Source organism: Tunturiibacter psychrotolerans (assembly GCF_051013365.1).
In the GTDB taxonomy this organism is placed as follows: domain Bacteria; phylum Acidobacteriota; class Terriglobia; order Terriglobales; family Acidobacteriaceae; genus Edaphobacter; species Edaphobacter psychrotolerans_A.
Map to the genome: position 1 here is coordinate 5990684 of NZ_CP132941.1, position 15281 is coordinate 6005964.

11 protein-coding genes, 2 tRNA genes and 1 pseudogene are annotated in these 15281 nt (G+C 55.6%); 11 read left to right on the forward strand and 3 right to left on the reverse strand.

Annotation, left to right across the window (positions count from 1 at the left end; all coding sequences use genetic code 11):
* Positions 1–123 precede the first annotated feature (123 nt).
* The 3 genes from RBB76_RS25475 to RBB76_RS25485 all read left to right on the forward strand — a co-directional run bounded on the left by RBB76_RS25475 (position 124) and on the right by RBB76_RS25485 (position 5683).
* Positions 124–3579: a carboxypeptidase regulatory-like domain-containing protein gene (locus RBB76_RS25475; protein WP_429633994.1), complete on the forward strand. Its 3456-nt coding sequence runs from the start codon at positions 124–126 to the stop codon at positions 3577–3579.
* 252 nt (positions 3580–3831) lie between these two features.
* A complete protein-coding gene (locus tag RBB76_RS25480) occupies positions 3832–4767 on the forward strand; it encodes an N-acetylglucosamine kinase (RefSeq protein ID WP_429633996.1) in 936 nt (311 codons plus the stop codon).
* A 169-nt stretch (positions 4768–4936) separates the two neighbouring features.
* Positions 4937–5683 carry a copper homeostasis protein CutC gene (locus RBB76_RS25485; protein ID WP_429633998.1) on the forward strand — a complete coding sequence of 249 codons (747 nt, stop codon included), beginning with the start codon at positions 4937–4939 and terminating at the stop codon, positions 5681–5683.
* Between the two features lie 466 nt (positions 5684–6149).
* Here the strand turns inward: RBB76_RS25485 and RBB76_RS25490 are convergent.
* Positions 6150–6226 (reverse strand) — tRNA-Val (locus RBB76_RS25490).
* A gap of 163 nt (positions 6227–6389) precedes the next feature.
* Between RBB76_RS25490 and RBB76_RS25495 the strand changes: the two genes are divergently transcribed.
* The 6 genes and pseudogenes from RBB76_RS25495 to RBB76_RS25520 all read left to right on the forward strand — a co-directional run bounded on the left by RBB76_RS25495 (position 6390) and on the right by RBB76_RS25520 (position 11941).
* A complete protein-coding gene (locus tag RBB76_RS25495) occupies positions 6390–6602 on the forward strand; it encodes a heavy-metal-associated domain-containing protein (RefSeq protein WP_429634000.1) in 213 nt (70 codons plus the stop codon).
* 12 nt (positions 6603–6614) lie between these two features.
* Positions 6615–9035, forward strand: coding sequence for a heavy metal translocating P-type ATPase (locus RBB76_RS25500; RefSeq protein WP_429634002.1), 2421 nt, complete (start codon positions 6615–6617; stop codon positions 9033–9035).
* A gap of 8 nt (positions 9036–9043) precedes the next feature.
* Positions 9044–9412 (forward strand): metal-sensitive transcriptional regulator, encoded by a 369-nt coding sequence (locus RBB76_RS25505; RefSeq protein ID WP_429634004.1) that lies wholly within the window; start codon positions 9044–9046, stop codon positions 9410–9412.
* A 513-nt stretch (positions 9413–9925) separates the two neighbouring features.
* Entirely contained in the window at positions 9926–10465 is a 540-nt protein-coding gene (locus RBB76_RS25510) for a cytochrome P460 family protein (protein ID WP_429634006.1), read from the forward strand.
* Between the two features lie 198 nt (positions 10466–10663).
* Positions 10664–11517: pseudogene (locus RBB76_RS25515) on the forward strand (nitrilase-related carbon-nitrogen hydrolase).
* A 347-nt stretch (positions 11518–11864) separates the two neighbouring features.
* Positions 11865–11941 (forward strand) — tRNA-Asp (locus RBB76_RS25520).
* Between the two features lie 70 nt (positions 11942–12011).
* On the opposite strand, the gene RBB76_RS25525 is transcribed toward RBB76_RS25520, so the two are convergent.
* Entirely contained in the window at positions 12012–13082 is a 1071-nt protein-coding gene (locus RBB76_RS25525) for a tyrosine-type recombinase/integrase (RefSeq protein ID WP_429634008.1), read from the reverse strand.
* Positions 13083–13295: 213 nt separating this feature from the next.
* Positions 13296–13544 (reverse strand): helix-turn-helix domain-containing protein, encoded by a 249-nt coding sequence (locus RBB76_RS25530; protein WP_429634009.1) that lies wholly within the window; start codon positions 13542–13544, stop codon positions 13296–13298.
* A gap of 311 nt (positions 13545–13855) precedes the next feature.
* Here RBB76_RS25530 and RBB76_RS25535 point away from each other — a divergent pair, with 311 nt between their 5' ends.
* Complete coding sequence (locus RBB76_RS25535; RefSeq protein ID WP_429634011.1) at positions 13856–14812, forward strand: LysR family transcriptional regulator; 957 nt, start codon at positions 13856–13858, stop codon at positions 14810–14812.
* Between the two features lie 118 nt (positions 14813–14930).
* Complete coding sequence (locus RBB76_RS25540; RefSeq protein ID WP_429634013.1) at positions 14931–15275, forward strand: hypothetical protein; 345 nt, start codon at positions 14931–14933, stop codon at positions 15273–15275.
* The last annotated feature ends 6 nt before the right edge of the window (positions 15276–15281 follow it).

Consider the following 15281-nt stretch of genomic DNA (forward strand, 5'->3'; position numbering starts at 1 on the left):
TTTCTATCCTCTACCAACAATTTGATTTTTCTGACCGCACTAACGGGATCTTCGGCAAAGGCCAGCCGTAATGCGTAATGCGGATCTTCCCATCTCCCATAGACACCCTGGAGTCGCTCAAAAATGATTAAAGCAGCGCAAAAGATGAAGTTTCTCAAACGTATCTCCGGGATTGTGCTCGCCCTGGCAGTAGTTTTCAGTGCGCCGGGCCTGCTTGCGCAGACGGTTACCGGAACCGTCACCGGGGTGATAACGGACCCGAGCGGCGCTGTGGTCGGCGGAGCGAACGTAACTGCCCACAACACCGACACCGGCGTGGACTCAAAAGTGACAACCAATGCGTCGGGACTCTATCGAATTCAGTTTCTGCCGATCGGTCGCTATGAGGTGACGGTGGAAGCGAAGGGTTTTGATAAAGAGACGATCCCGGCGTTTCAGCTCGAGGTGTTGCAGACGACTACGTTCAATGTCACGCTTACGGTCGGATCCTCGGCGGAGGTGGTGAACGTATCCGAGGCAGCGCCGATTTTGAATACCAGTGACGCCACCTTGAGCGGTACCTTTACCGCGAATACGATTCAGAACTTCCCTTTGAATGGTTTGGACTTCTCCGCGCTGACGCTCTACGTCCCGGGCTCCGTCAGCACGGTAGGAACATCCGGCACGACAAGCATCGAGCGCAGCACACAATCCACTGACTCCATCAATCTGAACGGCAACCGCGCCCAGGCGAACAACTACACGTTGGACGGAATCGATCTGAACGAAACGTTCAACAACCTGATCGCGTACAGCCCCGCGCCTGAGGCTCTGCAGGAGATTAAGGTATTGACGGCGAACTCCCCTGCGGACTATGGGAACGTGAATGGCGCCGGAGTGGTCAGCATTCTGAAGAGCGGAACCAATCAATTCCATGGGTCGGTCTACGGCTACGTGCAGGACTACAGGCTCAATGCTGACTCCTGGACCAACAAGCACGCAGACCCCATTATTCACACCAATCCTTTTTCCCAATCGCAGTTCGGGGGGACGTTTGGCGGTCCGATCAAACGCGACAAACTGTTCTTCTTCGTCGACTATCTGGGATCGCGTTTCCACCAGGGAGGGACTGGCCAGGCGAGCGTCTTTACCCAGGCTATGCGCAGCGGGGACTTTTCGGCGCTCCTCAGCGGCTCCAATCCGATTCAACTGTTCGATTCGCAGAACGGCTTTGCGCCGTTTGTTGGGAATAAGGGCGTTCCGATCAACAATCCGGTTGCGAAGTATCTCTTTGCTCATCCAGAGGTTTACCCGTTGCCAAATGCGACACCGTCAGACGGAATCGCGGCAAACGATCTGCAAGGCCCACAGAGAACGTTTCGAGCCAACAACCAGGGAGATATCAAGATCGAGTACACCCCGAACGCGGCGGATAAATTCAGCGCGTTTTATTCGAAATCAGATGCATTCGATGGTGCGACCTCGGTTCTGCCGGTTTCGTTTCCGAACGGAAGCACATTCCCGTCGCAGCTTGGCGGCCTCACCTGGGTTCACATCTTCTCGGCGTCGATTGTGAACTCAGCGCGCATCGGCTATACGCGCGTCAATTGGAATCAGGGACTGCCAATCGATGGAACCGGTCAGTTTGGCATCAATGGTGATGCGGTTGTCGGCATCACATTTCCCAATCAGGCTTATCAGGGCTTTACCGCGCAAAATCTCCAGAACAGCACTTTGAGCACACTCGGCAACCAAGCTTCGAACAATGGAAGCTTGACGGATAACACTTTCAGCTACATCGATAACCTCACCTGGCAACATGGCAAGAGTACGTACAGCATGGGTGTGCAGGCGCTTCGTTATCAGAATAACTACCCTACGAGCAACAACAATGGTTTCCTTGGATCACAAACCTATAGCGGTGCCTTCACCAGCAATCCTTCGCTGTCTAACGCAGGCGGCTATAGTGGTGCGGACTTCCTGCTTGACCGAGTGAGCACGGCAGCCGCCACGCTTTCGAGCGTCAATGTCGGACAGCGGCAGTGGCGCATAGCCGGATTCTTCGGCGATGACTACAAGGCGACCCCACGGCTGACCCTGAACGCCGGCCTCCGCTACGAATTTGATCAGCCCTGGATCGAATCCAATAACAAGACCGGGAACATCGATATCGCTACGGGTCAGGTGATCTACGCCAGCAAGATTCCCGCCGGTGCGCCTGTTGGCTCTGGCTTATGCAGCAATCGTGCATGCTATGACGCTAACTACCGCCAGATCATGCCACGCTTCGGCTTTGCTTATCAGGCGACGGATCGCTTTGTCATTCGCGGTGGTTATGGCGCTACCAGCTTCTTTGAAGGTAACTCCTCCAACCAGCGCCTGACCTCGATCACTCCGTTCATTCAGGCAGTCAATGTCAACGTGGTGACGCCGACACCTGGCAATCCGGGAGCTCCGCGAACGGCAGAGCAGGGCTTCAGCGGTAGTGCTATTACAGGGACCGGAACCTTCAATGTGTATCCGCACAATATTCAACCGGCTTACGTGCAGGAGTTCAATCTCACGACAGAGTATGCGGTGACACGCTCCTTATCGTTGCAGATCGGTTATGTCGGCGAAATAGGCCAGCATATCGAGGACTACGGGAACCTAAACCAGTGGCTGGTGAACGGAGATCCGAAGTCAGCGCCCTACTACAACAACCAGTTCATCGGTATCAATGCGATCGATCCGACGGTCAGCATCGGTTCCGGTAATTTGTTGATCACGGAGTCTCGTGCAGCGTCGAACTACCAGGCGCTGCAGACGATTCTTCGTCAGCGCACGAGTCATGGGTTGGAGTTCACCGTGAACTACAGCTATGGGAAGGCTTTGACGAACAGCGCGGGGAACTACGCTGTAAATACCTCCGGTGCTTCCAACTTCGGTCAAGGCGCCTTTCAGAACTACTATGACAGCGCCGCGGACTGGGGTCCCGCTGCTTATGATGTGCGTCATAACTTAAGCGGAACGGGAGTCTATTCCCTGCCCTTCGGCCACGGGAAGCAGTATCTCTCTGGAGTCAACCGTGCAGTAGACGAGGCGATTGGAGGCTGGAAGATCTCGACGGCAGCCGTGGCCTACAGCGGATTTCCCGAGACGATCCTTGGGCCTGGAAACAACTCCAACAGCTTCGGCAATGCACGGCCCAATCAGTACCGTGCTCTGAAGATCGTGAACCGCAGTATCGATCACTGGTATGGCACCGATCCCTCGGCGATTCCCTGCACCACCCCTGGAGTCGATAACGGTCTATGCGCCTTTGGAGCGCCTGCCCCCAACACCTTTGGCGATGCGAGAAACGGCAACACACGCAGTCCACGTTATCTGAATGTCGACATGTCGGCCTTCAAGGACTTCGCTATTGTCCGTGAGCAGACTCTGGGCTTCCGGTTCGATGCCTTCAACGCCTTCAACATCGTCAGCTATGGCAATCCAGATACCAACATTGGCGATTCCAACTTTGGCAATATCTCAAACCAAGGAACCGCCAACGGAATCCAGCAGGCCGTTCGTTCCACGGAACGACGGCTGCAGTTCTCCGCAAACTATCGGTTCTAAGACGGGTTGAATCTGTCCTCGGATATCGACCAATGCCAGTATCAACATCAGAGGGGCAGGGCTTCGGCTCTGCCCTTGTGACTTGCTGGTGGTGTTTCAGAAATGCTGACGATGATGAATCTGACTAATCGGCTTGCAGAACCGGGCAAAGGCTGATGCACATGATGTGGCAACACCATCGCGATTAGGAACAAATATCCTGTCTTTGTTGCTGCTATCTTTTTGAAGGTTACGGAAAGAAGAGGAATCGGCTTGGCGTTCTATCTTGCACTGGATGTAGGCGGCACAAAGACGGAATATGTTTTGGCAGATGATACCCGCGAACTCGCGCGAGTACGTGGGGGCACGATCAAACGCATGCGCACCGACGCACACTCTGCGACGCAGAATCTCGAGAAGGCGCTTGCCGAGTTGACGGCGTTGACGGGAGTTTCGATGGAGTCGGTCACACGCAGCTGTGTCGGCGCCGCTGGCATTACGGTCGCGTTGGTGACCGACTGGATCCGCGAAGCCTTCGCCGAGCGCGTAGGCGGCTCGCTCATCTTGGTGGGGGATGTGGAGATTGCGCTCGACGCCGCTTTCTTCGGAGGACCGGGCGTGCTTGTCATGGCCGGGACGGGGTCGAACGTCGCTGGGCGCACTGTCGCGGGCGACCTGACCACAGCCGGCGGATGGGGCCCCGCGTTAGCTGACCAGGGCTCGGGCAGCAGAATCGGCCATCAGGCTTTGCGCGATACTTTTTTTGCGATCGACGAAGATCGCACGACCGCACTGCTACCGGCGATTCTTGAGCTGTGGCAGCTTCCCGATCTCGAATCGCTGATCGGTTATGCCAACCAGATTCCCTCCCCCGACTTTACCCGTCTTGCTCCCCTGGTCGTGAAGTGTGCCTCAGAAGGAGACGCCGTTGCGCAGAATGTTCTCCGCCGCGAAGCAGAAGAGCTGGCTCACCTTGCGCATCTCGTCATTGAGCGCCTGCGAAGGGACGCATCCAACGATCGCCCCGAGTGGGTTCCTGAGCTGGCGTTCACCGGCAGCATTCTCGAACATGTAGCCCCGATCCGTGAAGGAATCGTTGCTGCTCTGCGACGCGACCACCCATCGCTGAAGGTTTTACCGGGTACTGTCGATCCCATACTCGGTGCGCTCTGGCGGGCGCGAACCGGCTCGCTTCCCGTGGCGGGCTGAGTTTCGGTTGATATTCTCAAAATTGTGATTATTTGAAGTTCAATTTTTCACTTTTTGACGTTATCCTGTACTTGTAACTTCGATAGTGCTTTTTAGCGGCTCATTCGCTTCGAGTCGTTGCGTCAACTATTTCCAAGGATCGGAAAGCTTTTGTGGTTTGTGTAATCTGATGCGCAAAATCATCTTCGAACTCTGTGCAGAGAGTCTTCAGGCCTGCCTCGCCGCGCGCGAAGGCGGTGCCGATCGCATTGAGCTTTGCACTGCCCTCAGCGAAGGGGGGCTGACGCCGAGTCATGGTCTCACGCGTGCTGCGATTCTTCATAGCGGCCTCCCCGTTCACGTCCTCTTGCGACCTCGAAGCGGTGACTTCCACTACACGGACGATGAGTTCTCCCTGATGCGGGAGGATCTCCTTCACGCGCACAGTCTTGGAGCCAGTGGATTTGTCCTTGGGATCCTTCGAACCGACGGCACAGTGGACATGGAACGCACACGCGAACTCGTTGAACTCGCTGCACCACTCGAAATCACCTTTCATCGCGCTATCGACTACACGATCTCACTGGAGCAGGCTCTCGAAGACGTCATTGCCACTGGCTGCAAACGCGTTCTTACCTCCGGCGGCGAACCCGATGTGCTGGCGGGAGCGGACAAGCTTGCGCGGCTGGTCGAGATCGCTAATGGAAGAATTGATATAGCTGTTGGTGGAGGTCTGCGCATCAAGGATGCTGCAGCCCTGGCTCGGGCCACCGGTGCCAGCCACTTTCATGGTTCTCTGCGGCGGAGCGAAGCCAGCAAGATGCAACACGAGCGGCGCTGGGTGCTGGAAGATCCAGATTCGCTCGATGGCACCTCGCGCTTTGTGGTGAACGCCGGCGATGTACGGACGATGATCGGGAATCTGCGTAGCGCATGAACCTCTGGGTACAGTCGACACGGATCGATGCGGGTTGCCATCGACCCTGGATGCTACTCCGGTATCCCTTTAGCTTTGCAGATGGAGCAGGTGCGACGGTGCTCTAAAAGAATCTCCCTGGATACGTCGTATTCGCGCTTTACCGTCCGCAACCTTGCATCGCGGACTAGACGCGGTGATGCGTCTGGAGAAGTACTATCCAGATCGTTCTCGGCGGCGAGAAGTGTTTTGGTAGCTTCTTCATACAGCCGTTCGACTCTGTAGCATTCAGCGTTCGACATGAGCAAGCCTAAACATCAGTGTCCTTTCAGCGATCGCGACGCGTTTACGGAAAGGTACCATCAGCAACACGTGGTTTCCACTGTGCGTACGGGACGCCACCGACCCAAAAAAAGCACGCGCCCCATCTTATCTGGAGTCTCGTGGATTCTGTTGAAGTAGCTGGTATGGTGCGGAGAGAGATAAATGGTGGGCAGTGAGGGACTCGAACCCCCGACATCCTGCTTGTAAGGCAGGCGCTCTAACCAACTGAGCTAACCGCCCGTTGCGGTTTTGTGGGACCTAAGACAGTGTATTGGAGCGGCGCCATGGATGCAATGCGTCTCGGGTAAACGCACGAGATCCCCCCGGACTCTGTGCAGGTATAGAATTTTTCTTGAATACCCCTGGGGGGTATATGCATCTACTCAGTAGAAGGAGAAATTCCATGCAGGAAGCAATTGCCTTGTCGATTAAAGGAATGCATTGCGAGGCTTGTGTCCGCAGAGTTACCGCCGCTTTAGGAAAGGTGGAGGGGGTTCAGGTGAATTCGGTTGAGGTCGGATCGGCCAGCATAACGTTCAATCCGGAACAAGTCACGATGGAGAAGATCGCCGGTGCGGTCAACAAGATCGGGTTCGAGGCACGCGCCGAAAAGTGAATGCGAGGAGCTATGTCCGGTAGTTTGATGATCAGAGACGGAAACGTCGGCAATCCCGTAGCTTCCGGTGTGGCTAAGCACGTCACGATTCCCGTTAAAGGGATGACGTGCGCGGCGTGCCAGTCCTTCCTTCAGCGGGAGCTTGCCAATCAGGCTGGGGTGAAGGATGCGACGGTAAACCTGATGCTACATAACGCCACTGTGACCTTCGACCCAGGTGCAACATCGGTCTCTGCATTGGTAGAGGCGATTCGTGGCACCGGGTACGGCGCGGATCTTCCTCTGGAGCACCAGTCGGTTCTTGACGAACAGGAGGAGCACGACGAGACGCAGTTGAGGGAGTATCGGCAACTGCGACAGAAGGCGGTGGTAAGCCTCATCGCCGGTGGCGCTGCCATGCTCTTGTCGATGCCTTTGATGACGATCAACAGTGGTGCCGGGATGGAGCGGATGAAAGATCCGCTGATGAATTGGACCATGCGAGTGGTTGATCCGCTGTTGCGCAGCGCGCTGCCCTGGATGTACGACCTCAGTCCGGACGCGATTCGCTGGTTCCTGTTTGTTCTCGCGACATGCATCCTCAGCTGGGCAGGACGAAGGTTTTATATCAAAGCGTGGGCTGCCCTTCGGCATAAGACGGCGGACATGAACACGCTTGTGGCTCTTGGTACGGGAACGGCTTATCTCTACTCTGCCGCCAGTACAATCGCTCCCGGATTTTTTGTCACCCGCGGCGTCGCTCCCGATGTTTATTTTGAAGCCACTATTCTGATCATCGGATTGGTGCTTGCTGGCAATACGCTGGAGAGCAGGGCGAAGGGGCAGACTGCAAGTGCTTTGCGAAAGCTCGTTCAACTGCAGCCGAAGACCGCGACTGTTCTGCGCGATGGAATCGAGAGCAACGTACCGCTTGAGTCGATTCAAAACGGAGATCACGTGGTGGTGCGACCCGGCGAGCGAATACCGACAGATGGCGAGGTGATCTCGGGTCGGAGCAGTGTCGATGAATCGATGCTCACAGGCGAGTCGTTACCCATTGAAAAGACTGCGCGCGACAAAGTGATAGGGGGAACGTTGAACCAGCGCGGATCGCTGCAATATCGAGCGACCAGCCTGGGCGCAGACAGCATGCTGTCACAGATTGTGCGCCTCCTGCGCGAGGCTCAGGGATCTCGTGCTCCGATACAACGCATCGCAGATCGCATCAGCTCGGTGTTTGTTCCGGCGGTCCTGGGTATTGCGATCGTCACCTTCGCTGCGTGGCGTGTGTTGGCTCCGCACGCAGGAGTGATGCAGGCGTTCGTGGCTGCCGTTACTGTACTGGTGATTGCCTGTCCGTGCGCGATGGGTCTGGCTGTTCCGACAGCCGTGATGGTTGCAACAGGACGCGGAGCCAACTATGGAATTCTCATCAAAGGTGGCGATGCTCTTCAGCGATTGGAGAAGATCGATACCGTTGTGCTGGATAAGACGGGAACCATCACTGCTGGCCGTCCCGAGGTTACCGACTTTCTACTCACTTCAAGCGATAGCAATACGGCAATGAGCCAAAGAACCAACGAAGATGATGTCCTTCGCGTAACGGCAGCACTGGAGCGCGCTAGTGAACACCCTCTTGCTGAAGCGGTTGTTAAATACGCAGCGGAGCGTGGTTTGAATCTGCCGCAGGCGCATGACTTCGAGTCGTTCCCTGGACTTGGAGTCGTGGGAGTTGTCGGTGGCGAGACTGTATTGATCGGCAACGCTGCACTTATGAAGAAGCACGACGTCACCGTTGAACCGCTAAAGGCATCGGCAGAACGAATGTCAGAGGAAGGAAAGACTCCGTTATGGATCGCGATCGATGGCGCGCTCGCTGCCATTCTCGCTGTCGCAGACACGATCAAGCCCAGTTCCATCGAAGCTATTCGCAAGATGCATGACGAAGGGCTTCGTGTGGCGATGCTTACAGGCGACAACGAACACACCGCTCAAGCTATTGCACGGCAGGTGAACGTCGATGAGGTGATTGCGGGTGTGCTTCCTGCCGGCAAGGTTGAAGCAATCAGGCGCTTGCAAACAGAACACCGCGTCGTAGCGATGGTAGGAGATGGAGTCAACGATGCTCCTGCGCTCGCACAGGCTGATGTGGGACTGACTATGGCCAGTGGCGCTGACATCGCGATGGACGCTGGGGATGTGACGCTGATGCGGAGCGATCTTAATGGTGTCGCGGCGGCGGTGACTCTCTCGCGCCGCACGATGCGAGTCATGCGGCAGAATCTGTTTTGGGCCTTCGTCTATAACGTGATTGGGATTCCAATTGCTGCTGGTGCACTCTATCCAGCCTTTGGAATAATGCTGAGCCCGGTGATAGCCAGCGCAGCGATGGCCCTCAGTTCTTTCAGTGTTGTCACAAACAGCTTGCGATTACGCCGGCTGCAGCTTGACTAAGGAAGAATATGCCGACGAAGAAAGCAACTCCTAAACACAACGTCGCGATCGTGGAATCGTGCGGCTGCGAGATAGGCGAATCGGACCGCAAGGCGGTTGGAGTCGATCCTGAGATCAAGGCCTCCAACCTGCGTCGGTTGCGACGGCTCGAAGGGCAGATCAGGGGTCTCCAGCGGATGGTTGAGGAAGATCGCTATTGCACCGATATTCTTACTCAAGTCTCTTCCGTTCAGGAGGCATTGCGTTCCGTCGCCAGAGCGTTGATGCGAAACCATCTCTCTCACTGTGCAACTCAGGCGATTCGCACAGGTTCCACAGAGGAGAGACAGGCAATGTACGACGAGTTATTGGATCTCATCTACAAAAACGCACGCTAATCAAGATCAGTAAAGGCTTATCGGAGATGCACTCCAAATCGAGGGCCGTCGCGATCATCCGGATAAATGGCGAGGAACACCCCAGCCCTGTCATGAAAATTTCTTCTGTGGTCAAGGCGGGAGACTCGAAAGAGGCAGAATTTCGGGAGATAATGGTGTCCGCGTAACCTCTCGATTTGGGGATTCGCGCAAGGAACATCTGGTGCAGACTCGTATCGTCGCCAAACTGAATTTTGGCGATTCAGTTTCCCGGCCAACGCGATCCTTCAGAATCAGGGTGTCGCGAATCAACTGAGTTGGGCTCCCTCGGCTACCCCGGAAAAATCGTCGCGCCTCAGCGCGCGACGGAGCCATCACGCAAGTGACCCTCACCCTGTCGAGAGCTTCGGTGAAGACTCAAAAAGAAGTGTCCGCTGAATTTACTGCGAATTCCAAGGTATCTCGAGTCTATGGTGTGCGGCAGAAGTGCTGCCGCAGTGAACGACTACGAACAAGAATTTGGAAGGAGGAGTCATGAAACGAATCGTCTTGATGATGGTTGCAGTTACAGCGGTGGTGGCCACCGTCGCCTCTTCGTCCCCCGTATCCGGACGTATGGATGAAGCGGCCTCTCCCATCTACGGCGTCACAATTCCGCCTGGATACCGCGATTGGAAGATGATCGCCGTGGCCCAGCTAAAGACCGACAAAGTTGACCAGTTGCGCGCGCAACTCGGCAATGAGATAGCGATCAAAGCCTATAAGGAAGGGACGATACCGTTCCCAGACGGCTCAATCATTGTCGCGCTGCATTGGACTCGTGTCGCGTCGGAAGACAACGACAAAGTCCTGGCCGGTCCTTTCCCCGGCGCGCAATCTTTCGTTGTCGGATCGCCCGTGAACATGCAAGTCATGGTCAAGGATTCAAAAAAATACGCGGCAACAGGCGGCTGGGGGTTCGGTGACTTTAAGGACGGCAAACCTGCCGACGAGGCGATGCACAAAGCCTGCTTCTCCTGCCACGAACCTGCCAAAGATCGTGACTTTGTGTTCACTCGTTACGCGCCTTTCTGAAGTTTGACGAGCAGGCGCGGGGCCGAAATTCCAAAGCAGCACAAGCAAAGGAGATTCCAATGAGGGTCGTTAAAGCCGCTGCAGTCCAAATAAGTCCCGTCCTTTATAGCCGCGAAGGGACGGTCGAAAAGAGCGTGCGGAAAGATCCGCGAGCTTGGCCAGCAGGGGGTACAGTTCGCCACCTTCCCCGAGACGGTGGTGCCTTACTACTCCTACTATTCGATCGTGCAGTCCGGCTATCAAATCCTTCGCGGCGGCGAGTTCGTGAAGCTGCTTGACCAGTCGGTGACGGTGCCGTCTCTTGCCACAGAAGCGCTCGGCGAGGCCTGCAGACAGGCAGGCATCGCCTCCATCGGCGTCAACGAGCGTGACGGCGGAACAATCTACAACACACAACTTCTCTTCGATGCCGACGGCGCATTGATTCAAAGACGACGCAAGATCACACCCACCCACTATGAGCGCATGATCTGGGGCCAGGCGATGGCTCAGGTCTGCGCGCTATTAACAGTAAGGTCGCACGTATTGGTCAATTGGCGTGTTTTGAGCACTACAACCCTCTCGCACGGTACGCGATGATGGCCGATGGCGAGCAGATCCACTCTGCGATGTTCCCCGGTTCCATGTTCGGCGATGGTTTTGCGGAGAGGGCCGAAATCGCAGTCAGGCAGCACGCGCTGGAGTCTGGGTGCTTTGTCGTTTGCGCTACAGCCTGGTTGGACACTGACCAGCAGGCTCAGATTGCCGCGGACACCGGCTGCGCCGACCTTGGGCCGATCTCCGGCGGCTGCTTCACTGCGATCATCGCGCCCGACGGGAGCATCATGGGACAACCCGTCCGCTCGGGCGAAGGAGAAGTCACCGTCGACCTTGATTTCGCGCTGATCGACAAGCGAAAGCACATAGTGGACACGAGAGGGCACTACAGTCGGCCAGAATTGCTTAGTTTGCTTATCGACCGCACTCCCACCGCGCACTTTCACGAACGTGCTAAGCACCCCGAGTCAAAATCTGTACGAATCTCGGAAGATCTTCACGACGAGGTTGCGTAGAAAATCTTGAAGTTGAAATGCCGACGCTTGAGGTTTCCGCAGCAATTGTCCGAACGCCATGCGAAGATTACTACCTTCGGACGCCGACTCGTCGTGGACACGACGCCGGCGATCCACAGTTGAGTTTCACTTTTTGGCTCTGTGGGAGGGCGAATGGACACCAACGGGCGCCATCTTCTGATAAACTCAATCTTGTCGTTGCGTCGAGTTCGTTTGGTGTCCACGTTGTGTCGACCCATCTCCGGAATCGAGTCCCGCAGTGGCAAGGTAGAAAAAGGCGACAGTAGCGAAGGCTACGAAACGCTTGCTTCTATGTGACGCACATCCAAAGTGTTGAAAACACTCTTGGGGACGTAGCTCAGTTGGTTAGAGCGCTGCCCTGTCACGGCAGAGGTCGCGGGTTCGAGCCCCGTCGTCCCCGCCATACATTCCAAAAGACTTACGGAATATATGGGACCTAAGTGACAAGCAAATCCGGGTCCGATAAAGGTCCATTAAGCTCCAATGCGAGCTTTTTGCGGGTCCATCTCAACCGCGTTCTGACCCACGCCGGAAATCATCATCCTTACAACCTTGCTTTGTGCGGCCCGCTTGTTGGAACCCACTGCCTGCGTATAGACATCCAGTGTGATCCTGCTATTGGCGTGCCGTAAAAGCTCCTGGACGGTCTTCACATCTTCCCCGTTCGCCTTCAGCAGTGTGCCGAAGGTGTGACGGAAGGTGTGCCAGCCGATGTTCTTGTAGATGCCGTTCGCCTTGGCGACCGGCTTAATATACCGCTTCATCAGATTGTCCGGCCAATAGGGTTGCTCGCCCTTCATAGTCGGACTGGCGAAGACCCAATCCTCTTGCATGGGATAAGGACTCTTCTTTCGCCACTGAAGCAGGTCTTCCGCCATGTAGCCGTCGAGTGGAACTGGCTTGGCGGAGGCTTCCGTTTTGCATTCCCCGATTTTTTGATGCCAGATGGATCGGGTCACACTGAGTTCAAGATTCTCGAAGTCCACATCAGCCCACTGGATACCCAGCAACTCACTCACACGCAGTCCAGTGGCAGCCGCCAGCAGAACCAGTGTGCGTTCGCGTGTATCGAGCTTGGTGAGAAGAAGCTGAAGTTCTGCGAGTTCCAGAACATCAGGAATGCGTTCCCGCTTCGCGCTCTGACGCACCAGCTTGATCGGATTCTTATCCGTCCACTCGTAGCGCATCGCGTGACTGAAGAGAGCACTCATCAGGTTCCGAATCTTGGCTCGTGTTGCTTTCGCCCGCTTGATCCCGTCCAGCCATTGTTCGACTGTGACGGGCTTGATCTGATCCAGCTTGAGTTCGCCCCAACGAGGCAGCACCCAATTGTCCAGGTAACTTCGATAGGCAGCGCGTGTAGGAAACGACTTCCGACTGTGGCTGTCCTCTTTCAACTCTTTGAGCCGATAGTGAGCAACCAGTTCAGCGATTGTTTCCGGCCCGCTCTCTGCCAGCGGGGTTTGTGAGTTAGCGTCGATGCGCAACGCGCGAGCGGCTTTGAGGGCAATCGCTTCAGTCGGCAAGGTGAGAACAGTTCCCACGATTGCTTTCCTCCGCTTGCTTTCACCATCAGAGCCAGGCTCCCACCAACGAAAGACCCATACATCCGGGCCGCTCCGCCGATTTTCACGCTGCACGCTTCCATTCTGATACCGTGTTCGCCTTGACATTCTTTCTCCCGTCTTAGGCGTAACGGATGGCTATCTCTAGGGTACCGCTACGCCGGGCAGAGGTCGAGACTTTTGTCTTGTGGATTAGCTGGCTAGCTGACGCTGAATCCACTCCTCAATGACTGAAGCACGAAAACGCCAGAGCTTCCCTATATGGACTCCCCGCACGACTCCCTTACGAGCAAGCTTCTGCAAGGTCTTCGGATGGCAGTTCATGATGGCTGCGGCTTCGTCGCTGTCAAGCAGCCGCTCGGGGATCGTTGTGGTGACAGAGGATGGGGGCTTCTTGAGCACTACGTTCGGATTTGTGTCGTGAGTGAACTCTGAAGACATTGGAACCTCGCATAAGAGATTGTTTGGACCCTGCACGCATCGTCAAGATTCCCTTCAACGGTGAGCGCATCGATATCCAAGGGTGCGTGTCCGTGCCTTCGAAGTCCAATACTTCCTACCAATACTGCCCAAAGTTTCACTTATAGGAGGCTGTGATGGTAGGAACAAAAAAGTGCCTAGTCACTGCGCGGAGTTACTAGCAACTCATGGGTTCCTAATTGACTGTTTTGGTGCGCGGGAGAACGATTGGTTATCCACTGTCCCCATGTGGACTGTCGGATGGACGCCATGCCAAGCGGAGTACCAGGGCCATGTCAGATTCCGTAGAGTTTCGCCATCTTGTATACCTGCTTGCCATCTATGAAGGAAAAAATTTCACGAAGGCCGCCGAGCGGGTTTATCGTTCGCAGCCCGCGATCAGTCAACAGGTTCGAGCGCTCGAAGAGGAAGAGGGATTTCCGATCTTCGTCCGTGGCGGCGGACGCAATGGCGTCTCTCCTACTCCCCCTGGCCAACTCATTCTCAACTGGGCACGTAAGGTTCTAACAGAACGCCGTGAAGTCTTTGCTATGGCTCGGGCCATATACAACAAGCAAGTACCTCCATTGAGGCTGGGGTTCTCTCCCTTCGTGAACCCGCTTCTTTTGCAGGCCCTCCGGCTCGCCTATCAAGAGCTTTTCCCCTCCTGTGATATCCAGCTATCCAGCGGAGATACATCGCACACGTTGCAACGGCTCGGCCGCGGTAGCCTAGATTGCGCCATTCTCCCCCTACCCATTGATCGAGATCTGTGGACCGTCTTGCAGGTGGCCCAGGCTCCGTTGGTCCTCTGTATGCGGACAGACGATCCTCTCGCTTCAAAAGCACAGATCGATATTCACGAAGCAGCTCCTCGAATCAAAGTCTTCCGCGATCCAGAGCTGCATCCCGCCGCGCACTCTCGCCTGTCTGAGATGTTTGCAGAGGCCGGAATTCCATTGAATCTCGCGAACTCAGCGGCTACTCCCTCTGACATGCAATGGATGGTCAAAGAGAAGTACGGCCTTGCTCTTGTCGACCAGCTTTCCACCCTTGAAGCGGGCTTAATTACTCGACCAATAGCGGGTGTGAATTGGACCTCAGATACGGCGTTCGTGACCAGCAAGGAAAGCGCTCACATCGCCCTGTCAATCCTAGAGATGTACCTCAGAGAGAACGGTCTGACTCCCAAGCGGAAGCCGACTCGGTCCGAGCGGGTTCGACCGCAGCAGCTCAAATTGATTGGCTGAACGAAGCTTCTATAAGTCGAACTTTGGGTGGTATTGGTATTACGTCTTGGACGATCGCGAGAGAATGGCCTAACTTCCGTGACATGGCAGCGCAAAAGATGCCATCAGGAGAATGCTCATGTCACTACGTTCATACTTCCGGCCGCGGAAGCTCAGTCACAAGCTCAATCAACTCATTCGTGTGATGGCGCCGACACTTATTGCGCTGTCATTTGCGGGCGCTGCCCATGCTCAGGGAACGATGGATTTCTCTGGCGCGCAGACGCTTATGGGAAGTTTTAAGACCTTCGCGATTTACGCAGGTGCCGTTATCTGCTTCGGCGGGCTCATTTTTGCAGGAATCCGCATGATGAGTGGGCGTTTTCAAGATGCTATACCAGGCTTATTCGGTGCGCTATTTGGTGCAGGCGTACTCGGATGGGGTGCTGGCTGGATTGGTTCACTGACCGGCCAATCGATGTGAGGTCGC